This window comes from Clostridium sp. MSTE9, assembly GCF_000277625.1.
GTDB classification, from domain to species: domain Bacteria; phylum Bacillota; class Clostridia; order Oscillospirales; family Acutalibacteraceae; genus Faecalispora; species Faecalispora jeddahensis.
The window spans coordinates 40,048-64,287 of record NZ_AKFU01000033.1; the positions used below are offsets into that span (position 1 = coordinate 40,048).

Sequence of the window (24,240 nt, forward strand, 5' to 3'; positions counted from 1 at the left end):
TTTACCAGAAAACCTCTATCCTAATGGGTAGAGGTTTTTTTATTTCCCGCAGCGTTTTTCCGGGAATGGGACAGGCTGTTTCCCGATGGATTTTTCAGAATTTGCTCCGATTTTGTCGAATTTTTTGCAAAGGTATGTATAATCGGAAATTTCTGGAAAAAATAAAGGAAGAAAACAGATGCGGGTAAAATCCGGGAGGAAGAACAATGAATGATGTCAGGCTGATTTTAAAGGAAGGCACGCTGACAGCTCTGCTCAGCGGCGAAATCGACCATCATAACGCCCGGGGGATTCGTGAGGCCATTGACGAAACGGCCGGGAAAACGAAGCCCAAAGAGTTGATTCTGGATTTTTCCAGGGTGCAGTTTATGGACAGCTCGGGCGTGGGGCTGATCATGGGCCGTTATCGGCTGATGCAGGTGCTGGGGGGTTCCGTCACCATTGCGAATCTGCCGCCGAAGGTGGAAAAAGTGGTTTCCATGGCAGGGCTGGACAAGCTGGTGAAATTTGAAAAAGGAGTGGTATACCGTGAAACCGATGAATGAAATGAACGTGTCTTTTCTCAGCTGTTCCGCAAACGAGAGCTTTGCGCGGGCGGTCGTGTCGGCGTTTGTAGCGCAGATGGACCCGACCATCGACGAGATTTCCGATATTAAAACAGCCGTGTCGGAGGCGGTGACAAACTGCATTGTCCATGCGTACCGCGACACGCTGGGCATGATTTACATAACCGCCAGGCTGTATGAGGACGGCGGGGTGCAAATCCGCATTCGCGACAAAGGCTGCGGCATCGAGGATGTGCAGAAGGCCAGAGAGCCGCTGTTTACCACCGGCGGGGAAGAGCGTGCCGGACTGGGCTTTGCGGTGATGGAAAGCTTTATGGATGACGTCCTTGTGACGTCCCGCGTGCAGAAGGGCACCACCGTCACGCTCAAGAAGAAGCTGGCCCGCAGGCGGGCTTCCAATGATTGACCGGGACCGCATGATCAGTGAGAACATCGGTCTGGTGCACGCGTGTGCCAAACGCTTTAAGGCGCGCGGCGTGGAGTATGAAGATCTGTTCCAGGCGGGATGTATGGGGCTGGTCAAGGCGGTCGATCATTTTGAGGAGGAGCGCGGGCTGCGTTTTTCCACCTACGCGGTGCCGGTCATCCTCGGTGAAATGCGCCGTCTGTTCCGGGACGGCGGCAGCATCAAGGTGGGGCGCTCGCTCAAGGAGCTTTCGCTGAAAGCGACGAGGGCCACGGCAGAGTTTAACAGGATACACGGCAGAACCCCCACCATCGGGGAGCTTGCGGCAGAGCTCGGGGTCGAAATCACCGAAGCGGCGCAGGCGGTAAATGCCGGTCAGCAGCCTCTTTCGCTCACCGCGGCGGAGGATGAGGGCGGCGGGCAGATCGATGTGCCGGTGGAGGCGCCCGATGAGCGGATTTCGGAGCTGCTGTCTTTGCAGCAGGTGGTCGGTGAGCTGGAGCCGAGAGACCGCAGTATTATTGTATACCGGTACTTTAAAAGTCAGACGCAGGCGCAAACAGCACAGGCCCTGGGGATGACACAGGTGCAGGTTTCCCGCAGAGAAAAAGTGATTCTGCGGGGCCTGCGGGAGAAGCTTTTAGAATAATCAAAGTGAAAAAACACACAGAAGCCAACGATCAGGCTTCTGTGTGTTTTTTTAGTAATAATTCATAATTTTATTATTGGTAAATTATTGAAATAATAAAAGGAATTTTTTGCCATTTAACTGAGGAATTACTGGATTTTGCCCGAAATTGCTTGATTTCTTTTGTCAAGAGGCCGAAAAAAAAGATTGCTTTTTCCGCTTCGATCCAGTATAATTTAAACAAAAGTGGTGAAAGGTGGAGGGAAGTAGAGCAAAGTGGTTTGCCGCTGCTCCCCGGACAGGCTGTTATGTTGATTGGAGAATACCAACATAATATCGATCCGAAGGGCCGAGTGATCGTTCCCGCCAAATTCCGTGAGGATTTGGGAGAACGGTTTTATATCACCAAGGGCCTGGATGGATGCCTTTTTGTGCTTTCGGGCGTGGAATGGGAACGTCTGCAGGAGAAAATCCGGCAGATGCCGATTTCCAAAGCCAGAGGGCTTCAGCGCTTTTTCTTTTCCGGCGCGGCTGAGGTTGAGCCGGACAAGCAGGGTCGAGTGCTGATTCCGCAGCAGCTGCGGGATTACGCTCAGATTCAGAAGGATGTAGCAGTGATCGGCGCTTCAAGCCGTGCGGAAATTTGGGACGCGGCCCGCTGGGCAGAATTCAATTCCGGCCTGACGGAGGAGAGCATTGCGGAAGCGATGGATATCCTGGAATTATAAGAACCTCAAAGCGGGAGATATCTGCCGCTCTAAGAGGAGAACGTTCCGATTTTCGTGATAAAGGTGGGTGACGGTCTGTGAGCTTTGAACACATCCCGGTGCTGTTTCAGGAGACGATCGATTCCCTGAACATCAAGCCGGATGGAATCTATATCGACGGCACCGCGGGCGGCGGCGGTCATTCCGAAGCAATCGCAAAGCGTCTTGGCGCTGCGGGAACGCTTTTGGCAATTGATCAGGACCCGGACGCGATCGAGGCTGTAAAAAAACGTCTGAAGGATTACCCCAATGTGCTGGTGCGGCGGGGCAACTTTTCTCAGATGGATTTTCTGGCCGAAGAGTGCGGGATTACCGGGGTCGACGGGGTGCTGATGGACATCGGCGTATCCTCCCATCAGCTCGATACGGCGGAGCGCGGCTTTTCCTATCATCAGGACGCGCCGCTCGATATGCGCATGAGCCAGCAGGGGACAAGCGCAGCCGATCTGGTGAACACGCTGACATGGCAGGAGCTGGCCAGAATCCTGAGCCAGTACGGCGAAGAAAAAAGCGCGGTCCGTATTGCCAAGGGCATTGTAGCCGCCAGAGAAGAAAAAACAATTACCACGACGCTGCAGCTTGCAGAGGTTGTCCGGCAGTCGGTTCCGGCCGCTGTCCGCAGGGAACCGGGGCACCCGGCCCGCAAAACCTTTCAGGCGCTGCGGATTCAGGTCAACGGCGAGCTTGACCGCCTTTCGGAGGGGCTCAATGCCGCGTTCTCGCTTTTAAAGCCCGGCGGCCGTCTTGCGGTGATCACCTTCCATTCGCTGGAAGACCGGATCGTGAAAAAAAGAATGGCCGAGTGGTGCCAGGGCTGCATCTGCCCGCCGGATTTTCCGGTATGTGTCTGCGGCCGAACGCCGAAGGCAGAGCTTCTCTATAAAAGAGGGCTTTCCCCGTCGGAGGAAGAACTGAAAGAAAATCCGCGCAGCCGCAGCTCCAGGCTGAGGGTGTGCACGAAATTAGATTAAATTATAATGAAAAAGAATCACGGCAATCAGGAAGGAGTGGCACAGGTCAATGAGCAAGCAGAACACGGCATACGATTTTTCTTTGTTTGAGCCGCAGCAGAAAGAGCTGCCCAGAAAGCCAAGCAATGTTATCGAGCTTCCTTCGCAGCAGCTCGAGGAAAATCGACGTCCGAAGCGAAAATCTTTAGGGCTGGTGGCTACCTTCTGTTTTATGGCTTTGATGGTTTCCATCCTGGGTACCCTGGTGTACGGCCAGGTTCAGCTGACAGAGCTGACGGAGCAGCTGAACTCCGCTACCAAGCAGATGGAAGAGCAGAAAAGCCTACATACGCAGCTGAAAGTGAAATCCGATTCCCGCATGACCCTGCAGGCGGCCGAGGTGTACGCCAAGGATCAGCTGGGAATGAGCAAGATTACATACGCTCAGGTAGAGTGCATCAAACTGTCGCCCGGCGACAAGGGTCAGGTTCTCGATCCAAACGCTGCGGGCAACTGGTGGACTTCCGCGTGGAATTCGCTTCAAAACCTGCTGTCATAATTATGGCGGCTCACAAATAAGTATGAATACCGGTACTGTATGGGCCGGGGACGGAAAGCCGAGAGTTGAGAGATAATCTTAACTCTCGTTTTTGTAAGAACCTTATCGAAGAAGCTGGCAAGCCGGAAAGTGCGGGGGAATGTGTTATGGCAAAAGGAACAACCATCCGGATGTGGCGCAGAACGCTGTTTCTGCTGGCCATATTTATGGTAGTGGGGTTCGGGGCAATTATATTCAGTTTGGTCAAGCTGCAGCTGGTGGAGGGCGAGAGCCTTCAGGAGCGCGCGGTGGAGCAGCAGATGAAGGATACGACTATTCCGGCTATGCGCGGGGCAATTTACGACCGCAACATGCGTCCGCTGGCACAGAGCGCAACGGTATGGACCGTTGTGCTGGAACCCGCTTATCTCACAACCGATGAGCAGCGGGAAACGATTGCCGAGGGCCTGTCCCAAATTCTCGGCATGGACAAAAACGAAATTCTGGAGCATACGAAGAAAAAAAGCTACTATGATGTCTTAAAGCGCAAAGTGGAAACCGAAGTAAAGGATGAAATCCTGAAATTTAAAGAAGAGAAAAAAATCGGCAACGGCATCCGGCTGATCGAGGATTATAAACGATATTATCCGTTCGGCAGTTTTGCGGCGACCCTGCTGGGCTTTACCGGCACTGACAACCAGGGCCTTTCCGGCCTGGAGGCGTACTATGACAAGCAGCTCACCGGCACCGCCGGGCGGCTGGTTACCGCGAAGAACGCCATCGGCACCGACATGCCCTTCCAATATGAACAGAAGGTAGAGGCGCAGGACGGTTACAGTCTGGTGCTCACCATCGATGAAATCGTACAGCATTTTCTCGAAAAATATCTGGAAGAAGGCGTCGTGAATAACAAGGTAAAGAACCGCGCGACGGCCATCGCAATGGACGTGAAAACCGGCGCAATTCTCGGCCTTGCGGTCAAGGGGGATTTTGACCCCAACTTCCCGCTGATTATTTCAGATCCCACCGAGGCGGCGCGTGTGGCCAATATGCCGGACGGCGACGACACCACCGAAGAGGGTAAAAAAATTAAAAAGGCCAAATCCGACGCAAAAGTAGTCGCCCAGCAGGCCCAGTGGAGAAACAAAGCGGTCAGTGATACCTACTACCCCGGCTCCGTTTTTAAAATGGTAGTCGGTTCCGCGGGCATGGAAGAGGGCGTCGTCAACGAAAACACGCAGTTCTTCTGCAACGGCGCGGCGGTTGTTTCCGGCACCACCATCCATTGCTGGAAGTCCGGCGGGCACGGCAGCGAGACCTTTGTACAGGGCCTGATGAACTCCTGCAACCCGGTATTTATCAAAGTGGGTGAAATGCTGGGCGCAGAGCGCTTCTTTAAATACTTCGCGGCGTTTGGCCTGACCGAAAAAACAGGGATCGATCTGCCCGGCGAGGCAGGGAGCCTTTATTATACCGCCAGCCAGCTGAACCCCGTTGAGCTTGCGACGGAATCGTTCGGCCAGAACTTCAGTATCACCCCGATTCAGATGGTCACCGCGGCGGCCGCGGTCGCAAACGGCGGTTATCTGGTGCAACCCCATCTGGTCAGCCAGGTGCTCGACAGCGACGGCAACATCGTCCAGTCCGTGGATACCAAGGTCAAGCGTCAGGTCATTTCAGAAGATGTGTCCCGCCGCATGAGCAAGATTCTGCAGATGAACGCCACCACAGGTACCGCGAAAAACGGTTACCTGCCCGGCTATCGTGTAGCCGGTAAGACCGGTACGTCTGAAAAGGTGGCGGAGTACATCGCGGGCGGCAAGAAAAAGATGGAATACATCGCTTCTTACTGCGGCTTCGCTCCGGCGGACGACCCGCAGATCGCACTGCTGGTGTTCTTCGATGAGCCGGCTGGAGACAGCTACTACGGCGGCGCGGTAGCCGGCCCCGTATTCGGTAAAATGATGGAAGAAATTCTGCCCTATCTGGGTGTTGAGAGAAAATATACCGACGCGGAAATGGAAAAACTCGATGTAGCCACACCGGATGTGACCGGCAAGAAGCTCGACGTGGCCAAAGCGGCGCTGCAGAAGCTGAGCCTGAAGCAGAAGGTGTACGGCAGCGGCGATACCGTACTCAAGCAGATACCCGAATCCGGGAAGAGTATTCCGCAGAACGGTACGGTGGTGCTGATGACGGATGCTGAGAGCGAGAGCCGTCAGGTGACGGTGCCGAACCTGATGGGCATGACGCTGACGCAGGCCAACAGCGCCGCAGCCGAAGCGGGAATCAATATCACGGTTTCCGGTGCGGCGCTGACAGGCGGGAAAGCGCAGTCGCATTCCCAGAGCATCGCCGCGGGAACAAAAGTATCTCCCGGCACGGTGGTCAACGTCGGGTTCGTCGAATTTGACCAGGTGCAGTAATCCCAATCTTGCCTGAACACTTTCAAACAACTGTGTCTTTCCCCGTGTAAAGCGGGGAAAGACACAAAATGAGCTTTTGGAAAGGCGGCGTTTTTTTACAAACGGCGCTTTGCGGAGGAAGCATATGAAACAGTGGCAGTCTGAGCAAAAGAGATATCCGGTCCGGCTGTTGGCGATTGAAAACCCGAAAGCGGCGAGACTCCTGCAATATCTGCTGGAAAGCTGCGGCTACCGGGTGGCATGTGATCCGGCGGAGCTGCCGGAGGCGGACTTCCTTCTGGTACAGCCCGGCTGCATGCCGAATCGAACCGAGGGCCTGGAATACATGCTTCTGGAAAATTCGGGAAGAATGACGGAAAGTATCTCTTGCCCTTTCCGCTATCACGCGGTAGAATATGAAACGGCGCTCCCGGTGCTGCCGGGAGCACAGCGGGTCAGCTATTCCGTACACAGCCCCGAAGCGGACGTTTTCGCCCGGAATATCCGTCAAAACGGATATGGGATCGTGTTTGAGCTGGAGAGCGGCGGAATCGTGGGGCGTGTTGCGCTCGACGAAGAGCAGGGAATCCGCCCGGCCCTTGTGGCGGCGCTTGCAGCGATCCGCTGCGGGATTCCGTTTGCGCGGGTAACGGATGCACTCAATGAAATTCCGCAGCTAAGCCGGAATTTAGGCTGACGAACGGGAGAAAATAAGAGAACATACAAAAGGTGGAACAGCAGATGGCAGGGTTTGAAATAGGAGCAGCGGCAGGTACGGCATTTCTCATTACCGGAATATCGGGCAAATGGTTGATCCCATTTTTGCGCCGGGTTCATTTCGGGCAGACAATCCTGGAGGATGGCCCGAAGTGGCATAAAAAAAAGCAGGGCACTCCCACAATGGGCGGTATCATGTTTATTCTGGGAATCACGGCGGCGATCGCGATTTTTATCCCCGTCTATTACTTCAATGGAAACGCGGACAAATCGCTTTTGGAGCCGCTGAATATGAGAACGCGCGTTTACGGCGGGCTTGGGATGGCCCTGGCGTTCGGCGCGATCGGCTTCTTTGACGACTATATCAAGGTGGTAAAGAAGCGCAATCTCGGCCTTACCGCGCGGCAGAAGCTCGTGCTGCAGTTTCTGGCGGCCGGCGCATACCTTGCGGCGCTGTATCTTTCCGGCGCCGGTTCCTCCACGCTGATCCCCTTTGTCGGCAGCATCAATCTCGGCATGCTGTACTGGGTGCTTGCGCTGCTGGTGATCGTCGGCGTTGTCAACGCGGTCAATTTTACGGACGGAATCGACGGACTGAACGCTTCGGTCACCTTTTTCGCCGCTCTGTCCTTTCTGGTGATTTCCGGTGTACTGGCCCTGAACGGCCTTGGTATTGTCGCGGGTGCGCTCGCGGGCGGCTGCCTCGGCTTTTTGCTCTGGAACTTTAACCCGGCGAAGGTTTTTATGGGCGATACCGGCTCCCTGTTTTTGGGCGGGATGATCTGTGTGCTCGGCTTTGGCCTGAACCTGCCGATCCTGCTTGTCCCGATCGGGATCGTTTATCTTTGCGAGATTCTTTCCGTGGTGCTGCAGGTCAGCTATTTTAAGGCGACGCATGGCAAGCGCCTGTTTAAAATGAGTCCGATCCATCATCATTTTGAAATGTGCGGGTGGAGCGAAATCAAAATCTGCCTGGTGTTCTCTCTGGTAACGCTCGCCGGCGGGGCTCTGGCCCTGTACAGCGTGCTCAAGGGACTGTGAGCGCCAACGTCAGGATGGATGGCGTTCAGTTCGTCGGCACGCTTTGACAGATTGCGGCGTGCAGATGTGCTAAGATGTATTTCGTGAAAAAGGAGGGGTGTCGATGTCCGGAGAAAGCAGAAGAAATCCGGTACCGCAGCCGCGTCAGCCGAGAAAACCGTACGCGGGAAGAAATGTGCCGGAACAGAAGCAGCCGGCGGCCGCAAAAATGACGCCCTTAACCAAACGGGTCAGAAAAAAATTCCGGGTGTTTTCTGTACGCTCCGGTCTGGATATGCCGTTTTTATTCCTGGTGCTGGTGCTGGTCGTGATCGGCCTTGTGATGCTGTTTTCCGCCAGTTACGCCTACGCCTATTATAATTATGGAAACAGCTACTACTTCATTATCCGCCAGGTGGCGTTTGCCATACTGGGCGTGATTCTGATGCTGCTGATCTCGTACTTTGACTATCATCATTTGCACCGGTTTGCGATTCCACTGCTGCTGGTGAGCTATGCGTTTCTGGTGATCGTGCTGTTTCTGCCCGCCGTCAAGGGGGTGCACCGCTGGATCAACCTGGGACTGTTCGGCTTTCAGCCGTCTGAAATCGCCAAGTTCGCCATGACGCTGTGCTTTGCACATCTGATTTCGATCAACTTCAAGCGCATGGATACGGCCCGCTACGGCGTGCTTCCGTATGTGCTTCTGCTGGCCGTTACGGTGCTGCTGCTCATTCGTGAGCCGCACGTGTCCGCCGCGGTCATCATCATCGCTCTGGCGGGAATGATGCTGTTTATCGGCGGTGTGCCGCTGCGCTGGTTCGGCGCGGCCTTCGGCGTCGCTCTGGCCGGAATCGCTTACCTCGTCTTGTTTACGTCGGAATTCAGCTACGCCAACGACCGCGTTGTCGCGTGGCTGGATCCGTTTACCACAGAAAAAAATCTGCTGGCAGACACCTGGCAGACGCGCCAGTCGCTGTACGCCATCGGCTCCGGGGGCCTTTTGGGTCTCGGGCTTGGGCAGTCGCGCCAGAAATACCTGTATTTGCCCGAGCCGCAGAACGATTTTATCTTTGCCATCGTCTGCGAGGAGCTGGGGTTTATTGGCGCGCTCATTATTGTGATCCTGTTTGCGCTGCTGGTTTGGCGCGGGGTGACGATCTCGCTCAAGGCGAAGGATAAGTTCGGCATGCTGCTCGGCATCGGCCTTACGCTGCAGGTTGGCCTGCAGGTGGTTCTGAATATCGCGGTTATCACCAATACGATCCCCAACACCGGCATCAGCCTGCCGTTTTTCAGCTATGGGGGTACGTCGCTGGTGCTGCTTTTGGCGCAGATGGGCGTGGTGCTGTCTATTTCACGAACGTCGGCGATCGAGAAAACTTAGGGGGCTTTTCCACAATGAAGGTTTTATTTGCCGGCGGCGGAACCGCCGGACATATCAATCCCGCTCTTGCCATTGCCGGCTATCTGCGTGAGCAGCAGCCGGATGCCCAGATTTTATATGTGGGCGCCAAAGGCGGGATGGAGGAACGTCTGGTGCCGGAAGCGGGCTTTCCGTTCCAGAGCATTACCATCTCCGGCTTTCAGCGCAAGCTGACGGTGAAGGCGATGGCCCGCAACGTGAAAACGCTGGTGCGCATCGTGACCTCCACCGCGGAATCCAAGCGGATTCTGCGCGAATTCGAGCCCGACCTGTGCATCGGCACGGGCGGTTATGTCAGCGGCCCGGTCATCCGCGAGGCTGTAAAATTGGGGATTCCGGCCCTGATCCATGAGCAGAACGCATACCCGGGCGTGACGAACAAGGTTCTTTCCGGCAAGGTGGACCGCGTGATGCTGGCGGTGGAGGACGCGCAGCAGTACATGGCCTCCGGCGCTCAGTGTACGGTCACCGGCAACCCGGTGCGGCAGGAGATTCTGCGGGCAGACCGCGAACGCGCCCGCCGTGCGCTTGGATTGGACGAACGTCCCGTGATCCTGTCGTTTGGCGGCAGCCTTGGCGCAAGAAGCATCAATGAGGCGGTGGTGGAGCTTTTGCTCTCCAGCGCGAAAAATCAAAAATACCAGCACATTCACGGTTATGGGCAGCACGGCGGGTGGCTGCCGGAGCTTCTGCGAGAAAAAGGTCTGAATTCCAAGGCCGCGAAAAACATTCAGCTGAAGGAATACATACGCAATATGCCGGACTGCATGGCGGCGGCGGATCTTGTCATCTGCCGGGCCGGAGCCATTACGCTCAGCGAGCTGCAGGCGCAGGGCAAAGCGTCTATTCTGATTCCCTCGCCGAATGTGGCGGAAAATCATCAGTATCACAATGCCATGGCGCTGGTTCGCCGCAAGGCGGCGATGCTTTTAGAGGAAAAAGACCTATCTTCCGAAGCGCTTCTGCGCATGGTCGAACAGGCGTTTTCGTCTGCCGGCGGCGTACAGGAGCTGGGAAGAAACGCAAAAAAAATGGCAATTTTGGATGCCAACGAAAGAATTTATAAAATTATGCTCGAAACTGTGCAAACGACATGATTGTCCCCTGTCACACACCCGACTTGCTTTTGCATAATATAGCAAAGCACAATAGGCAAGAAAGGGTGTTTGATGTGGCAAAATTTTTGATAGAAGGACACAAGAGGTTACAGGGGGAGATTCTTGTCCATGGAGCAAAAAACAGCACTCTGCCCATTTTGGCGGCGTCCATGCTCTGTAACACAGAGACAGTGTTACATAACTGCCCTGTTTTGTCAGATGTGGAAACCTGTGCGAAGATACTCCGATATCTGGGGTGCCGGGTCATCCGCAGCGGCGGAGACGTGACGATTGATTCCTCAGGAATCAGCCACAGCGATATTCCGGATTATCTGATGAGAGAGATGCGGTCCTCCATAGTGTTTTTAGGGGCCATTGTAGCCCGAACCGGACGCGCCAAGCTTTCGTTCCCCGGCGGCTGTGAACTCGGGCCGCGCCCGATTGATCTGCATTTGGCGGCGCTCCGCCGAATGGGAGTGGAAATTGAGGAGGATCACGGGTGTCTGGACTGCAGCGCTCCCGACGGACTGAAAGGGGCGAAGATCGGATTTTCCTTCCCCAGTGTTGGCGCTACAGAGAACGTGATGATCGCCGCGGTATGCGCCAAGGGAACCACTGTTATTACCAACGCGGCGCGTGAGCCCGAGATTTGTGATCTGGCAAACTTCCTCAATGCGTGCGGCGCCAAAATCCGCGGCGCGGGGGAGAGCACGATCGTGATTGAAGGTGTGGCAAAGCTTTCCGGCTGCGAGCACAGCGTCATTCCAGACCGCATCGCAGCAGCGACCTATATGGCGGCGGCAGCCGTCACGGGCAGCACCCTCCTGATCAGCCGGATCGACCCCCGTCATCTGGAGCCGATGATCCCGGTCTTTGAGGAAAGCGGCTGCGGTCTGATGTTTTGTGAAGACGAACTCAAGATCACGGCGCCCCAGTGGCTTCAACCCGTCAAAAGCGTGCGCACCATGCCGTACCCGGGATTCCCCACCGACGCGCAGGCCCCCGTGATGGCGATGACCGCTTTGGCGAACGGAACAAGTGTATTTGTAGAAAATATTTTTGAGAGCCGGTATAAGCATGTCGGCGAACTTTTGCGTTTGGGCGCGAACATAAAGGTGGAAGGCCGCGTGGCCGTGGTGCAGGGAGTGCCGAGGCTTTCGGGCGCATCGGTCGAATCCCCCGATCTGCGGGGAGGGGCCGCCCTTGTGATCGCGGGTCTTGCGGCGGAGGGAATCACGCAGGTGGAAGGTCTGCGGCACATTGACAGGGGCTACGAGCAAATGGAGCTGAGCCTTGCCGCAGTGGGCGCCTCGATTCAAAGGATTGATTAAAGCGGGGTTATCAAAGCCCCCGGTTTCCGGAGGTTTCAAACAATGGATCAGAAAAGACGCAGAAAACCGGATACCCGGCCGGAGACGGAACGGGCGCGCCATGCCGAAAGCAGCGGCGCCCCGCGGGTACGGCACAAAAAACGAAAGAGAAGGCTTCGAATATTCTATGTTCTTTTGTTCCTGGTAGTGCTGGGGGCGGCCGTGACGCTTTCGCTGACCGTGCTGTTTCAGATCCATTCCATACAGGTAACGGGCACCTCCCGCTATTCCCAGGAGCAGATCATTTCCGCATGCGGCATTCAAAAGGGAGAGAATCTGTTTCTGGCAAAAACAAAGCAGGCGGAAACCTCCATTGGCCAGAAGCTTCCCTATATCGGGAGTGTGAAGGTGTCCCGCAGGCTCCCGGCCGAAATCTCGATTCAGGTGGAGGCCGCGCAGGTGGCCGGGGCAGTGGAAACGAACGGGAGCTATGTTCTTTTAAACGCTTCGGGCAAGGTGCTGGAGCAGACAAAGCAGCCCCCCGAGAATACAACCATGATTGTTGGACTGGCCCTGTCGTCTGCGGCGCCGGGCAAGCAGGCTGTTTACAAGGATGACTCTTCCAAGGCGCTGTATGAACAGCTTGCGTCACTCATCAAAACCCATTCGCTTGCTTCTATCACCAAAATCGACATCAGCGACCCTTACCGGATTCTGATGGTGTACGACGACAGGGTCACGATGAATTTGGGTTCCTCGGCCGATCTGGATTATAAAATACGGTTTGGGAAAGAAATATTGACTGGCAAAAACGACGAGGGAGAGGATAATATTGGTAAAGACGAAAAAGGCGTTCTGAACCTGAGCAGCGCAAAAGAAGATGATCGCGCTTACTTCGATCCCAACGGGGTGCTCTCCAGTGCGCCGGCCCAGGCGGCCTCGAACTCTCAGGCTTCATCGTCATCGGTTTCTTCCGGAGCCTGATTTTCTGACAGATCGTTCTGCTCCAAGGAAAAAACCCCTTAATTTTCTGTGAATACAGGGGACAAGTTATTGAAATTTTGCCGGAAAGGTGTTAAATTATATAAGATAGCAAATTGGAAGTGGAATAAAGATCGTATTTCTGCCTGAATAAATGGGCTGTTTTTGCTTTTCAATGTGATTATAATTCTTTTTTTATATAAAACGACAGGAGGATGCAGCAGATGCCTTTTGAAATCGATAATGAAGATAACATCGTGCAGATAAAAGTGATTGGTGTTGGCGGCGGCGGCGGCAACGCGGTTGATCGCATGGTGGTCTCGGGGGTACAGGGTGTTGAGTTTATCACGGTCAATACGGACAAGCAGGCCCTGTTCCGTTCCAAGGCAATGCAGAAGATCCAGATCGGCGATAAAATTACCCACGGAAAGGGCGCCGGTTCCAAGCCTGAAATCGGGCAGAAGTCCGGGGAAGAGAGCCGCGAGGCGATTGCGGCTGTTCTGCGCGGAAGCGACATGGTGTTTATCACTGCCGGTATGGGCGGCGGCACGGGTACAGGCGCAGCTCCGATTGTTGCGGAGATTGCGCGGGACATGGGCATCCTGACCATCGGCATTGTGACAAAGCCCTTCAGCTTTGAGGGAAAACGCCGCATGGAGCAGGCAGAAAACGGAATTTCCGCACTGCGCGAGCATGTTGATTCTCTTGTTGTGATTCCGAATGAGCGCCTCAAGCTGGTCAGCGAGCAGCGGATTACCCTGCTCAATGCGTTTACCATCGCGGACGACGTTCTGCGCCAGGGCGTACAGAGCATTTCGGACCTGATTAAGCTGCCCGGTCTTGTCAACCTGGATTTCGCGGATATCTGTGCTGTCATGAAGGACGCCGGCTACGCGCATATGGGTGTAGGACGTTCCTCCGGAAAAGAGAAGGCCCAGCTGGCTGCCAGCATGGCGATCTCCAGCCCGCTTCTCGAAACCTCCATCAGCGGCGCGAAGGGCGTTATCATCAACATTACATCTTCTCCCGATATCGGACTGGACGAAATTGAAACAGCGGCCAGCATGATTCAGGAGCAGGCCCACGAAGAGGCCAATATCATATGGGGTACCGCGTTCGATGAGTCCATGGAGGACGAAATGAGCGTAACGGTGATTGCTACCGGCTTTGCCACGCACGACGGCACACCCGCGCAGTCTGTCAGCCCCGCGGCAGCAAAAACCGGCGTTTCCGCTCCCGGCAGCTCGGCCCGTCCGCAGCAGGGGCGTGTAGAGAAGACGACCGGACTCGATGAGGACGACACCTTTACGGATATCATGTCTATCTTCAACCGGTAATCCGTTTCTCAAAACAATGATCTGACAGGACAGGGTGAACATCTCTGTCCTGTTTTTCGTGGGGTAAAACCACAAAAAGATTCATATAGATCATTGGAAAAGCGGGCTGTTTCTTTCCGGCTCCTTTGGCGGGAGAAAGGAAATAGAAACCCGGTACCGTAGAAAATATTGTGAGAAAACAGGAGGCGGAATCCATGAGAAAAGTAACAATCCGGCAGGTACAGCGTGATGATTTGCAGGCGATCCGGGAACTCTATTACCAGCCGGATTTCCATAACGAGGAGCCTATCCCGATGGAGCAGACGGAGCACATTCTGGAAGAAATCGAAAAATATCCATATTACAAGGTGTTTGTCGCGCTGGACGGCGATTGTGTTGTGGGCACCTTTTCTCTCGCCATCCTGCAGAGCCTGAGCGGCGATTTTGCCGGTGTGATCGAAGATGTGGTTGTGCGGGAGGACTGCCGCGGGCAGGGCATCGGGGAGCAGATGATCCGCTTTGCGCTCGAGTGCGGCAAAGAGGCCGGGTGTTATAAAGTAGCGCTTTCCAGTAATGTAAAACGCGGGCGGGCGCACCATTTTTATGAATCCCTGGGTTTTGAAAGGCACGGATACAGCTTTACCACAAATCTTTAATTCGTTATTTTTGCCCTAAATTTAATGAAATTCGGGCAAAAAAGCTCTAAAAAGGCCGAATTAACGGAATTGAGGGCAAGACTGTCCGAAAAGACCCGATTTCTCTTGCAATCTCGGTTTTTTGTGCTATAATTACTTTTGGGTCAAATAAAAAATTCCATTCACAAAGGAGGCGGCATCGTGAAAGCGGACCCTTTGGGCGATTATCCCATACGAAAAAGTAACGTGCGGTGCGGCCTTTGCTTATGGATGCAGGGGAGCATTTGCGCGCGGTAAGGAGTTGAGTGCCAATGCTGTCCTATTATAAAACCATTGACGGCAAGATTCAGCTGATTCCGGAATACGAGCCGGGCTGCTGGATTCATTGTATTGCACCGAAGGATGAAGAAATCAACGGTCTGATCCGTGATTTTTCCATCGAGCCGGATTTCTTCCGGGCTGCGACCGATGAAGAGGAATCCTCGCATATCGATTCGGAAGACGGCAATACCCTGATCATCATCGATATTCCCAGTGTGGAAAAAACCGAGGATGGGCTGGTGTACACCACCATGCCGCTCGGTATTATTATGACGGAGAAGAGCGTCATCACGGTGGTGACACGGGAAAACCCGCTTCTCAACGAGTTTACGGAGGGCGTTGTCAAGGGCGTCCAGACGAATCTGAAAACCCGTTTTATTTTGAATATCATGCTGCGGGTTGCCACCCGGTACTTGCAGTATTTGAAGCAGATCGATAAGATCAGCATGCAGGTGGAAGCGGAGCTTCGCAAATCGATGAAGAACTCGGAGCTGTTCCATTTGCTGAGCATCCAGAAATCGCTGGTTTACTTTTCTTCTTCGCTCAAAGCGAATGAGATCACGATCGAAAAGATCATGCGCGGCCGCGCCGTGCGCCTGTATGAAGAGGATCAGGACCTGCTCGAGGATGTGCTGATTGAGGTCAAGCAGGCCATTGAAATGTCGAACATCCACCTGAACATTCTGTCGGGTACCATGGATGCGTTTGCCTCGATCATTTCGAATAACCTGAACATCGTGATGAAGGTGCTGGCTTCCATCACACTGATTATTTCCATCCCGACCGTTATTTCGAGTATGTACGGCATGAACGTCGACGATCTGCCGATCCCGGAATTCTGGTTCCCGGTTGCGATGGCGATGGTCTGCATGGTGGTCGCTGCATATTTCCTGCGCAAAAAGAATATGCTTTAGTTGCCGCGCGGAGTGTTCCCGGCAGCACAAAAGAAGGGAGCCGATTTCGGCTCCCCTTTGTATAGTATCAGGTATTCAGATATCAGAACCGCGATGACCGGGGGCTCAGGAAAACAGCAGCTCCTGCGCTGCGGCCGGGATTTCGGACACAAGGGCTACCTTTCGGTCGGCCGCGGCCATTTCTGTGGGCCGGAAGCCATACAGGCAGCCGATGAACGGAAGGTCGTTTTTGCGGGCGGCGTCCAGATCAAAGATGGTGTCGCCTACCATCAGCGCCTTTTGGGGCTGCACACGTTCCAACAGACAGGCAAGGCTTTCGTCCTTTCCGCGCGAATTCGCTTCCAGCGGCTGAATTTCGTCAATCAGCTCATCCAGGTGAATGGCTTTCAGCACAGCGCTGATATACCGCACGGAAGAATTCGAGCATACCGCCGTCACCCATCCGTCCCCGCGGAGCTGCTCGAGCATCTCTGCACTTCCGTCGTAGGCTTCGGCCAGATGCAGATATTCATCTTCCAGCTCGACTACCCGCCTGCCATAGCGTTTTTGCGCCTCTTCGTCAGAGCCGGGCAGAAGGAGGGGCATATATTCCTTTGAGGGCATACCGAACGTGCTCCGAATTTCATCCGGTGTCTGCACAGGGTATTTCATTTCTCCCTGCACGATCTGGTGAATTTTCACGGCGAAAGCGTCGGTGCGGTGGAGAGTGCCGTCCAAATCAAAAACAATCAGTTTTTCTGGTGTTGCCATGCTTGCAGTCCTTTCTGTTGTGTGAAATGATGCAGAATGCCTGCATGTGAAGGTGCCGCCGGATTCGCGGCCTTATACAGTTTATTATACCGCATTTTATTTCGGAAACAAACCACTTTCGCAAATTCGGCGTATTCGCAAAAAATCAGAAAATAATTGCTGTATCTTTGGCGTAGAATGTGCTTTCGCAGACAGATGCGTTTACTTGAATAAAACGGTTGTCTTCTCCCACGCCTCGTGCGGAGGAAAAAGAGCCATCTATCAGTAAAACTTATTGTAACGGGAATGGGTCATCATAGAGAAGGAGAGAGTTGTTTTGGAAAAAATCAGGCTGAATACAAAGGACTTCAAGGAACAGGCGAAGAATTTGAAAGCCGGGGATCAGGTTTTGCTTTCCGGCACGGTATATACGGCGCGTGACGCCGCGCACAAGCGGATCTTCGCGCTGATGGAGGAGGGCAAACCTCTGCCGTTTTCGATGGAGGGCGCTGTGATTTACTATGCCGGTCCCACCCCCACGCCGGAGGGCATGGCGATCGGCTCCTGCGGGCCGACCACCTCGGGCCGGATGGACCCGTTTGCGCCGCGCCTGCTCGACATGGGTCTTGCCGCGATGGTCGGCAAGGGGAACCGTTCTCAGGAGGTAGTCGATGCCATCCGCCGCAACGGGGCGCTTTATCTGTGCGCCATCGGCGGCGCCGGAGCGCTGGCCGCCCAGTGTGTGCAGTCGCTGCAGGTGGTGGCGTTCGACGATTTGGGCTGTGAATCCGTCAAACGGCTGGAGCTGTGCGATCTGCCGCTGGTGGTGGCGATCGACTCCAAGGGGAACAGCCTGTTCTCAGAAATATAAAATGTTGTCAGTATCTTCCCCCGCCGCAGGCGGGGGAAGATACTGCTCATACTATTGTAAAGTCAATTTGTTAAAGCACAAAGGAAAGGGGCCTTTTGATGACAAAGCTGCTGATCCGTCTGTTTCTCCGCGATCCGGAAAACGGAAATCAATCCCAGTTGCGGGAACGGTATGGCAAGCTGGCCGGATGGGTCGGGGTTGCGACCAACCTGGTGCTGTTTTTCATTAAGCTGCTTACGGGGCTTGTATTTCACAGTATCGCGATTATGGCGGATGCGTTCAACAACCTGACGGATTCCGCTTCTTCTCTGGTGACCCTGTTCGGGTTTCACCTTTCCGCAAAGCCTGCGGATGCCGAGCATCCCTATGGTCATGCGCGGATCGAATACATTGCGGGCATGGTGGTTTCCTTTCTGGTCGTGATGGTGGGCTTTCAGCTTGCGCAGACGTCTGTCGGCAAAATCCTGGACCCGCGTCCCACGGAATTCGGCACGGCGCTGCTGATTGCACTCATCGCGTCGGTGCTGCTCAAGGTATGGCAGGGCCTGTTTTACCGCAAGATCAGCCGTACCATCGATTCCACCGCGCTGCTTGCCAGCTCTCAAGACAGCCGCAACGACGCTCTTTCCACCGGCGCGGTTCTGATCGGCCTTTTGATTTCGTATTTTACCGGCTGGCAGCTCGACGGCTGGCTTGGCCTTGGCGTTGCGGTATTCATTTTGGTCGCCGGCTTCCGCCTGGTGATCGAAACAGCGAATCCCCTGCTCGGCCTTGCTCCCAGCAAAGAGATGGTCGACGACATTTACCGCAGGATTCTGTCTTATCCCGGCATCATCGGCCTGCACGATCTGAACATTCACAACTATGGGCCGGATCGCTGCTTTGCCTCGGTTCACTGCGAAATGTGCGCCGACCGCAATATTGTGGAAAGCCACGAGATCATTGACCGGATCGAGCGCGATTTTCTCACCGACAGCAACATTCACCTGGTGATTCATCTCGACCCGGTGGTAACGGGCGACGAGCGGGCCAACCGGCTGAAAATCTATGTGGAAGAAAGTCTGCGGGCCGTTTCAGATGAAATCACGATGCACGATTTTCAAGCGGTGTGGAAGCCCGAAGACTCCCGCGTGATTTTCGACATTGTCGTGCCCTACCGCTTTTCCTGGAGCGACGAGCGGCTGACGGAATATCTGAGCGAGAAGATCAAATCGCAGGAGCCGCAGTGTGAGTCGATCATCACGGTGGACCACGATGATTCGCCGCCCCCGCGCGAGCGGTAAAATTTACATTTTGGACTTGTTTTTTGTCCGTTCTTGTATTACTATAAATTTAGCACTTTGGCTATCAGAGTGCTAAATTTATTTTTTGTACGGAAAGGAAAATCGTTATGAAGCAATTTAAAGCGGAATCAAAACGATTGCTGGAATTGATGATTCATTCCATTTACACGCACCGCGAAATTTTTTTGCGCGAGCTTTTGTCCAACTCCAGCGATGCGATTGATAAGCTGTATTACAGAACCCTGCAGGACGGCGACACGGGCCTGAACCGCGACGACTTTTACATCCGCATCACGCCGGACAAAGAGGCGCGTACCCTTACCATTGAGGATAACGGCTGCGGCATGACGAAGGATGAGCTGGAAAATAACCTGGGCGTCATTGCAAAGAGCGGCTCGCTGAATTTTAAGCAGCAGATGGAGCAGAAGGATGACGTAGAGATTATCGGCCAGTTCGGCGTGGGCTTTTATTCCGCGTTCATGGTCAGCGACTGCGTGACCGTATACAGCCGCGCCTATGGCAGCGAAGAGGCCTGGCGCTGGCAGTCGAAGGGCGTTGAGGGCTATACCGTCGAGCCCTGCGAGAAAGAGGGCCACGGCACAAAGATTGTCTTGGAGCTCAAACCCACCACCGAAGAAGAAAACGTCGATGAGTTTCTGGAGCAGTACCGGATTCGCTCCATTGTAAAAAAATATTCCGATTACATCCGTTACCCCATCCATATGGAGGTGGAAAAGCACCGCCAAGAAGGCGCCGAAAACGAGACGGAAACCTACCATGAGGACGAAACCCTGAACAGCATGGTTCCGCTGTGGCGCAAGAACAAGAACGAAATCACAAAGGAAGAATACGAGCAGTTCTACCGCGATAAATTCTATGATTATGAAGCGCCCCTGCGCATCATTCATACCAGCGCAGAGGGAACCGCCACCTATAACGCGCTTCTGTTCATCCCGGCCAAGGCTCCCTACGATTACTATACCAAGGAGTTCGAAAAGGGCCTGCAGCTGTATTCCAACGGCGTGATGATCATGGAGAAGTGCGCCGACCTGCTGCCGGATTATTTCAGCTTTGTGCGCGGTCTCGTCGATTCTCAGGACTTGTCGCTGAATATATCCCGCGAAATGCTGCAGCACGACCGTCAGCTCAAGCTGATCGAGAGCCGCCTTGAAAAGAAGATCAAGTCCGAGCTGGAAGCGATGCTGAACAACAGCCGCGAGGATTACGAAACGTTCTTTGCGAGCTTCGGCCTGCAGATGAAATACGGCGTGTATTCCGATTATGGCCAGCATAAGGATTTATTGCAGGATTTGCTTCTGTTCTACTCGTCCAGCGAGAAAAAGCCGGTAACGCTCAAGGAATATGTCGGCCGGATGAAGGAAGACCAGAAGGATATTTATTTCATCAGCGGCGAGAGCGTCGCGCGCATCGAGCAGCTGCCGCAGACGGAGCTTCTGCGCGAAAAGGGCCTTGAAATGCTGTATCTGACCGATCAGGTGGATGAATTTGCGCTGCGCATCCTGAATGCCTACGATGGTCACGAGTTCAAGAATGTCTCTTCCGACGATCTGGGCCTTGAAACCGAAGAGGAAAAGAAGGCCGCCGAGCAGCAGAAGGAAGAGTACAAAGACCTGCTCGAATTCCTGCAGAAGGCGCTTGACGGCAAGGTGAAGTCCGTCATCGTTTCCCAGCGCCTGAAATCCCACCCGGTCTGCCTTTCCAGCGAGGGGGCCATCTCTCTCGAGATGGAAAAGGTGCTCAACGCCATGCCGAACGCCGAGCGTGTGCAGGCCCAGCGCGTGCTCGAGCTGAATCCCACCCACTCGGTGTTCGCTGTTTTGCAGAAGCTGTACGAAACGAATCAGGACAAGCTCATGGAATACGCTCAGCTTCTGTACACGCAGGCCCTGCTGATCGAGGGCATCAGCATCGAAGACCCTGTAGCGTTCTCCAATCAGGTCTGCAGCCTGATGTCCGAATAATCCCCCGTTTTTTCTCTCTTTTTTTTGGGAAAATCAGCTTGTCAAAGTTGTTTGTCTGTGCTATCATGGGCAAAAGAAAATGGAATCTTACAAAATAAAACTCCTTCCTCTGCCAATGGCAGGGGAAGGAAAATTTTAAACTTTTACAGATAAAAAGCGAATGCAGGCGAACGAAAAAGGGGGCAGGCTGTGATGAAATGGAAGAAAGAATGGATTTCGTATGCTTTGGGCAAAGAGCTGCCGGAACTGGTGCTGAAAAACGCAAACGTGGTGGATGTGTTTTCCAAGCGCGTGCGAATCGCGGATGTGGCGATTCAGGAGGGCATGATCGTCGGCGTAGGGGAGTACCGCGGAAAGCGTGAGGTGAACCTTGCCGGGCGCTATGTGTGCCCGGGTTTGATCGACGCCCATGTACATATCGAATCCTCTATGACCTCGCCCGGCCTGTTTTCGCGGCAGATACTGCCGCATGGTACCACCACCGTGATCGCCGACCCGCACGAAATCGTCAACGTTGCGGGGGAGCGGGGAATGGAATACATGCTTCGCGCGAGCGAGGATGTCCCCGTCAACGTGTATTTGATGCTGCCCTCCTGCGTTCCCATCAACAGTCTGGAGCATAACGGCGCTGTGTACGCCGCCGCTCAGATGGAACGCCTGTGCCGTAACCCCCGCGTGCTCGGTCTTGGCGAAGTGATGGACTGCCCCGGCGTGCTGAGCGGAAAAGCAGACCTGCTCGAGAAAATCGAGCTGATGCGGCACGGCGTGATCGACGGCCACGCGCCGTCGGTTCGGGGGAATGAGCTGCAGGCCTACCGTCTGGCCGGGGTTCAGACCGACCACGAATGCGCCACCTATGAGGAAGCGCTGGAGCGAGTGCAGTCCGGATTTCTGGTGCAGATTCGGGAAGGTTCCGCCGCGCGGAATCTGGAAGCGATCGTGTCCGGTGCGTTAAAAGACGGCCTGCCGTTTGACCGCTTCGCGTTCTGCACCGATGATCTGCATCTGGATGATGTCAAGCGCCAGGGTCATATTGACCATAACATCCGCAAATCCATCCGCCTGGGGCTCGACCCGGTCACGGCGATTTGCTGCGCGACCATTCAGCCGGCCCGTTTCTACGGTCTGCGCGATCTGGGCGCGGTCGCCGCAGGCTATCGCGCCGATTTGGTGGTTTTGGATGATCTGGAGGAATTCCGGATCGTTCAGGTCTATAAGGACGGTGTTCCCGCGTCGGAGAAAATCACCGGTACTCCCCAGCCTATGGCGGAGCCGGAGCTGACGCACAGTGTGCATGTTCCCGCCATTTCGGCAGGGCAGCTGGCTCTGCCCGCACAGAAGGACTTCCCGGTGATCACGCTGGTGCCCGGCGAGATTCTCACCCGCCTGGAATATCTGGAGCTGCCCGGGGAAAACGGTGTGTTCCAGCCGCAGGGCGATCTACTCAAAGCCGCGGTGGTACAGCGCCACAGCGATTCCGGTCAGCTTGGGGTAGGCGTCGTGAAGGGCTTTGGCCTGAAAAACGGAGCGATCGCCTCTACGATCGCTCACGATTCTCACAATCTGATTGTAATCGGCGATAACGATGCGGACATTCTCTGCGCCATCGATGCGCTGCGCGCCTGCCAGGGCGGGTATGCGGTGTGCTCCGGCGGCAAAGTGCAGCAGGTGCTGCCGCTGCCGGTGGCGGGCCTGTTTACAGAGCAGGCCGATCTGGATGTCGCGTCGGCTCAGTACGAAATGGGAAAGCTTTGCCGGAGCATGGGAGTGCCGGAAACTCTGGATCCGTTTCAAAATCTTTCATTTTTGTCGTTGTGCGTGATTCCCGAAATCCGCCTGACAGACAGCGGGATTTTCAGTGTGACGGAAAACCGTTTTTTGATCAAAGAAAACGATTGAGCGACTTTTTCGGCGGCCTGAAACGCATAAGGAATCTGTTCGTGCGAATACTAGCAGCATCAATTCAAAATGAGGTGTTGCGTCATGACGAAACTGGAGTGTCACGTAAATTCCTGTGCTAATAACTCCGCTAATTTTTGCTGCCTGCCCAATATCAGAGTGTCGGGAGCGATGGCCTTCAACAGCGAGCAGACCTGCTGTTCTTCTTACGTTTCCCAGCAGGATGGGGCGTTTTCCAATTCAATGGTCGGCTCGATTCCAAATGAGTCCATGCCCGTCGACTGTACCGCTACAAACTGTTCTTATAACGCGGGCGGAAGCTGCGCGGCCAGCAGCATTTGCATCAGCGGCAGCGGCGCTTCTGAAAAAGGGGAGACCAGCTGCCTGACCTTCCATCAGTCCTGAGCGTTGATCAAAAAGTCCACCGGCATTGCCGGTGGACTTTTTGATTGTAACGAAGCCCCGGGCGAAGAATCGCACGGGGCTGTTTTTTATCATCAATTATGTTGATTCGGCCAGGGCGGCGGTGCTGTATCTGCGCAGGGGATAGCATACTGCGGAGGCGGCAATCGCGCAGACGACGGCTTCTAAAATTCCATTGGTGGCAACAGTGACGCTGAGCGCTCCCAGCAGAAGCTCATAGCTCATTCCAAGGGTCGCGGCATAAGCCTGGCCAAAGAAGACGTATATTCCGCTCAGAACCAGAACCGTGTTGGTCAGGCTGCCCAGAATTCCGCTGACTGCATAAGGGATCACCTTCGCGCTTTTCCTGCCCTTCAGCGCTTTTTTGAGCGCCTGGAACACAACGCCGGCAACCACGCCGATCAGAATGCGGGGCACAAAGCTGATAACAAGGCTCCAGAAATTGCCTTTCGCGTCGCCGATGCTGTAGAAGGGCGTGAACACGAACGCAACAGGGGATGTGGGTGCGAAAGTCGCAACCAGAAATCGGAACAGGCCGGTAAAAAAGCCCATCAGCGCACCGGCTTTTGTGCCAAGCATAATGGCGGTAATAATGACCGGTACACCTGCCAGAGTGGCAACCAGGGGGCCGATCGGGATGGAACCCAGCGGCGTAAAGCATACGACGATCTGGATTGCCAACAGCATAGAGAATTGTGCCAGAAACAGGGTTCTTTTGTTTGTTTTCATAGTTCCTCCTTGCTGCTGCTCCAATGCCTGGATGCAGCGCAATACATAGATTTATCAAGAACAGGGGACATCCCTGTTTTGATCGGAAAAAGCTTTGGATTTTTGCGTTTTTTTGGAAATGGGGCGCAGACCGTCGAGCAGCTGATGCTTGCCTACAATAAACGGACTCACGCAGTTCTGCATCATCAGATTTGCCATTGTACCGGCGGCCGAGGTTTGGGAGACGTGCAATTCCGCGGCAAGCCGCGAAGCAAGTCCATCCAGAGCATGGCGGCGGTACCGTACAGCAGGCCCCGGGCGGTGTTTTCCGCCCAGGGCCTTTTTTTC

General features: G+C 54.5%; 23 protein-coding genes. 21 read left to right on the plus strand and 2 right to left on the minus strand.

Going from position 1 to position 24,240, the window contains the following annotated elements:
- The first annotated feature begins 206 nt into the window (after window positions 1-206).
- The 16 genes from HMPREF1141_RS07880 to HMPREF1141_RS07960 all read left to right on the plus strand — a co-directional run bounded on the left by HMPREF1141_RS07880 (window position 207) and on the right by HMPREF1141_RS07960 (window position 15,997).
- Complete coding sequence (locus HMPREF1141_RS07880; RefSeq protein ID WP_009063040.1) at window positions 207-545, plus strand: anti-sigma factor antagonist; 339 nt, start codon at window positions 207-209, stop codon at window positions 543-545.
- The gene (gene spoIIAB, locus HMPREF1141_RS07885; RefSeq protein WP_009062902.1) at window positions 529-972 is read left to right on the plus strand and encodes an anti-sigma F factor; all 444 of its coding nucleotides are present in this window, start codon (window positions 529-531) and stop codon (window positions 970-972) included. Before HMPREF1141_RS07880 ends, spoIIAB begins: the two co-directional genes overlap by 17 nt.
- Window positions 965-1,621 carry a sigma-70 family RNA polymerase sigma factor gene (locus HMPREF1141_RS07890; RefSeq protein ID WP_009063119.1) on the plus strand — a complete coding sequence of 219 codons (657 nt, stop codon included), beginning with the start codon at window positions 965-967 and terminating at the stop codon, window positions 1,619-1,621. Before spoIIAB ends, HMPREF1141_RS07890 begins: the two co-directional genes overlap by 8 nt.
- A gap of 287 nt (window positions 1,622-1,908) precedes the next feature.
- On the plus strand, window positions 1,909-2,328 hold the full coding sequence (gene mraZ / locus HMPREF1141_RS07895) for a division/cell wall cluster transcriptional repressor MraZ (protein ID WP_035316795.1): 420 nt from the start codon (window positions 1,909-1,911) through the stop codon (window positions 2,326-2,328).
- Between the two features lie 77 nt (window positions 2,329-2,405).
- The gene (gene rsmH, locus HMPREF1141_RS07900; protein ID WP_009063151.1) at window positions 2,406-3,338 is read left to right on the plus strand and encodes a 16S rRNA (cytosine(1402)-N(4))-methyltransferase RsmH; all 933 of its coding nucleotides are present in this window, start codon (window positions 2,406-2,408) and stop codon (window positions 3,336-3,338) included.
- Window positions 3,339-3,387: 49 nt separating this feature from the next.
- Window positions 3,388-3,876 carry a hypothetical protein gene (locus HMPREF1141_RS07905; RefSeq protein ID WP_035316767.1) on the plus strand — a complete coding sequence of 163 codons (489 nt, stop codon included), beginning with the start codon at window positions 3,388-3,390 and terminating at the stop codon, window positions 3,874-3,876.
- A gap of 146 nt (window positions 3,877-4,022) precedes the next feature.
- Entirely contained in the window at window positions 4,023-6,281 is a 2,259-nt protein-coding gene (locus HMPREF1141_RS07910) for a penicillin-binding transpeptidase domain-containing protein (RefSeq protein ID WP_009063124.1), read from the plus strand.
- A 124-nt stretch (window positions 6,282-6,405) separates the two neighbouring features.
- Window positions 6,406-6,957, plus strand: a complete 552-nt coding sequence (locus HMPREF1141_RS07915) for a hypothetical protein (RefSeq protein WP_009062941.1) — start codon at window positions 6,406-6,408, stop codon at window positions 6,955-6,957.
- A gap of 44 nt (window positions 6,958-7,001) precedes the next feature.
- On the plus strand, window positions 7,002-8,018 hold the full coding sequence (gene mraY, locus HMPREF1141_RS07920; RefSeq protein WP_035316768.1) for a phospho-N-acetylmuramoyl-pentapeptide-transferase: 1,017 nt from the start codon (window positions 7,002-7,004) through the stop codon (window positions 8,016-8,018).
- Between the two features lie 103 nt (window positions 8,019-8,121).
- Window positions 8,122-9,384 carry a putative lipid II flippase FtsW gene (gene ftsW, locus HMPREF1141_RS07925; protein ID WP_009062921.1) on the plus strand — a complete coding sequence of 421 codons (1,263 nt, stop codon included), beginning with the start codon at window positions 8,122-8,124 and terminating at the stop codon, window positions 9,382-9,384.
- A 14-nt stretch (window positions 9,385-9,398) separates the two neighbouring features.
- Window positions 9,399-10,520, plus strand: coding sequence for an undecaprenyldiphospho-muramoylpentapeptide beta-N-acetylglucosaminyltransferase (gene murG / locus HMPREF1141_RS07930; RefSeq protein WP_009063054.1), 1,122 nt, complete (start codon window positions 9,399-9,401; stop codon window positions 10,518-10,520).
- Between the two features lie 74 nt (window positions 10,521-10,594).
- Complete coding sequence (murA, locus tag HMPREF1141_RS07935; RefSeq protein ID WP_035316797.1) at window positions 10,595-11,851, plus strand: UDP-N-acetylglucosamine 1-carboxyvinyltransferase; 1,257 nt, start codon at window positions 10,595-10,597, stop codon at window positions 11,849-11,851.
- 42 nt (window positions 11,852-11,893) lie between these two features.
- Complete coding sequence (locus tag HMPREF1141_RS07940; protein WP_009062998.1) at window positions 11,894-12,814, plus strand: FtsQ-type POTRA domain-containing protein; 921 nt, start codon at window positions 11,894-11,896, stop codon at window positions 12,812-12,814.
- A gap of 221 nt (window positions 12,815-13,035) precedes the next feature.
- On the plus strand, window positions 13,036-14,148 hold the full coding sequence (gene ftsZ, locus HMPREF1141_RS07945) for a cell division protein FtsZ (protein ID WP_009062996.1): 1,113 nt from the start codon (window positions 13,036-13,038) through the stop codon (window positions 14,146-14,148).
- Window positions 14,149-14,342: 194 nt separating this feature from the next.
- Window positions 14,343-14,783: a GNAT family N-acetyltransferase gene (locus tag HMPREF1141_RS07955; protein WP_009063078.1), complete on the plus strand. Its 441-nt coding sequence runs from the start codon at window positions 14,343-14,345 to the stop codon at window positions 14,781-14,783.
- A gap of 290 nt (window positions 14,784-15,073) precedes the next feature.
- Window positions 15,074-15,997: a magnesium transporter CorA family protein gene (locus HMPREF1141_RS07960; RefSeq protein ID WP_009063105.1), complete on the plus strand. Its 924-nt coding sequence runs from the start codon at window positions 15,074-15,076 to the stop codon at window positions 15,995-15,997.
- A 105-nt stretch (window positions 15,998-16,102) separates the two neighbouring features.
- Here HMPREF1141_RS07960 and HMPREF1141_RS07965 read toward each other — a convergent pair whose 3' ends face one another.
- Entirely contained in the window at window positions 16,103-16,747 is a 645-nt protein-coding gene (locus HMPREF1141_RS07965; protein WP_009063000.1) for an HAD family hydrolase, read from the minus strand.
- Window positions 16,748-17,063: 316 nt separating this feature from the next.
- On the opposite strand from HMPREF1141_RS07965, the gene HMPREF1141_RS07970 reads away from it, so the two are divergent.
- The 5 genes from HMPREF1141_RS07970 to HMPREF1141_RS07990 all read left to right on the plus strand — a co-directional run bounded on the left by HMPREF1141_RS07970 (window position 17,064) and on the right by HMPREF1141_RS07990 (window position 23,166).
- Window positions 17,064-17,597 carry a FumA C-terminus/TtdB family hydratase beta subunit gene (locus HMPREF1141_RS07970; RefSeq protein ID WP_009063033.1) on the plus strand — a complete coding sequence of 178 codons (534 nt, stop codon included), beginning with the start codon at window positions 17,064-17,066 and terminating at the stop codon, window positions 17,595-17,597.
- Window positions 17,598-17,695: 98 nt separating this feature from the next.
- Window positions 17,696-18,880: a cation diffusion facilitator family transporter gene (locus HMPREF1141_RS07975; protein WP_035316772.1), complete on the plus strand. Its 1,185-nt coding sequence runs from the start codon at window positions 17,696-17,698 to the stop codon at window positions 18,878-18,880.
- 101 nt (window positions 18,881-18,981) lie between these two features.
- Window positions 18,982-20,862, plus strand: a complete 1,881-nt coding sequence (gene htpG, locus HMPREF1141_RS07980; RefSeq protein ID WP_035316774.1) for a molecular chaperone HtpG — start codon at window positions 18,982-18,984, stop codon at window positions 20,860-20,862.
- A 192-nt stretch (window positions 20,863-21,054) separates the two neighbouring features.
- Window positions 21,055-22,761 carry an adenine deaminase gene (gene ade / locus HMPREF1141_RS07985; protein ID WP_009063064.1) on the plus strand — a complete coding sequence of 569 codons (1,707 nt, stop codon included), beginning with the start codon at window positions 21,055-21,057 and terminating at the stop codon, window positions 22,759-22,761.
- Window positions 22,762-22,845: 84 nt separating this feature from the next.
- Complete coding sequence (locus tag HMPREF1141_RS07990; RefSeq protein WP_035316776.1) at window positions 22,846-23,166, plus strand: DUF1540 domain-containing protein; 321 nt, start codon at window positions 22,846-22,848, stop codon at window positions 23,164-23,166.
- A 96-nt stretch (window positions 23,167-23,262) separates the two neighbouring features.
- Here HMPREF1141_RS07990 and HMPREF1141_RS07995 read toward each other — a convergent pair whose 3' ends face one another.
- Entirely contained in the window at window positions 23,263-23,913 is a 651-nt protein-coding gene (locus HMPREF1141_RS07995; RefSeq protein WP_009062877.1) for an ECF transporter S component, read from the minus strand.
- Between the last annotated feature and the right edge of the window lie 327 nt (window positions 23,914-24,240).

What these genes read in the sequence shown, in the direction of transcription:
- HMPREF1141_RS07880 (WP_009063040.1), top strand. Translation starts at nt 207, where the DNA reads ATGAATGATGTCAGGCTGATTTTAAAGGAAGGCACGCTGACAGCTCTG.
- HMPREF1141_RS07890 (WP_009063119.1), top strand. Translation starts at nt 965, where the DNA reads ATGATTGACCGGGACCGCATGATCAGTGAGAACATCGGTCTGGTGCAC.
- mraZ (WP_035316795.1), top strand. Translation starts at nt 1,909, where the DNA reads ATGTTGATTGGAGAATACCAACATAATATCGATCCGAAGGGCCGAGTG.
- HMPREF1141_RS07905 (WP_035316767.1), top strand. Translation starts at nt 3,388, where the DNA reads ATGAGCAAGCAGAACACGGCATACGATTTTTCTTTGTTTGAGCCGCAG.
- HMPREF1141_RS07910 (WP_009063124.1), top strand. Translation starts at nt 4,023, where the DNA reads ATGGCAAAAGGAACAACCATCCGGATGTGGCGCAGAACGCTGTTTCTG.
- HMPREF1141_RS07915 (WP_009062941.1), top strand. Translation starts at nt 6,406, where the DNA reads ATGAAACAGTGGCAGTCTGAGCAAAAGAGATATCCGGTCCGGCTGTTG.
- mraY (WP_035316768.1), top strand. Translation starts at nt 7,002, where the DNA reads ATGGCAGGGTTTGAAATAGGAGCAGCGGCAGGTACGGCATTTCTCATT.
- ftsW (WP_009062921.1), top strand. Translation starts at nt 8,122, where the DNA reads ATGTCCGGAGAAAGCAGAAGAAATCCGGTACCGCAGCCGCGTCAGCCG.
- murG (WP_009063054.1), top strand. Translation starts at nt 9,399, where the DNA reads ATGAAGGTTTTATTTGCCGGCGGCGGAACCGCCGGACATATCAATCCC.
- HMPREF1141_RS07940 (WP_009062998.1), top strand. Translation starts at nt 11,894, where the DNA reads ATGGATCAGAAAAGACGCAGAAAACCGGATACCCGGCCGGAGACGGAA.
- ftsZ (WP_009062996.1), top strand. Translation starts at nt 13,036, where the DNA reads ATGCCTTTTGAAATCGATAATGAAGATAACATCGTGCAGATAAAAGTG.
- HMPREF1141_RS07955 (WP_009063078.1), top strand. Translation starts at nt 14,343, where the DNA reads ATGAGAAAAGTAACAATCCGGCAGGTACAGCGTGATGATTTGCAGGCG.
- HMPREF1141_RS07960 (WP_009063105.1), top strand. Translation starts at nt 15,074, where the DNA reads ATGCTGTCCTATTATAAAACCATTGACGGCAAGATTCAGCTGATTCCG.
- HMPREF1141_RS07965 (WP_009063000.1), bottom strand. Translation starts at nt 16,747, where the DNA reads ATGGCAACACCAGAAAAACTGATTGTTTTTGATTTGGACGGCACTCTC.
- HMPREF1141_RS07975 (WP_035316772.1), top strand. Translation starts at nt 17,696, where the DNA reads ATGACAAAGCTGCTGATCCGTCTGTTTCTCCGCGATCCGGAAAACGGA.
- ade (WP_009063064.1), top strand. Translation starts at nt 21,055, where the DNA reads ATGAAATGGAAGAAAGAATGGATTTCGTATGCTTTGGGCAAAGAGCTG.
- HMPREF1141_RS07990 (WP_035316776.1), top strand. Translation starts at nt 22,846, where the DNA reads ATGACGAAACTGGAGTGTCACGTAAATTCCTGTGCTAATAACTCCGCT.
- HMPREF1141_RS07995 (WP_009062877.1), bottom strand. Translation starts at nt 23,913, where the DNA reads ATGAAAACAAACAAAAGAACCCTGTTTCTGGCACAATTCTCTATGCTG.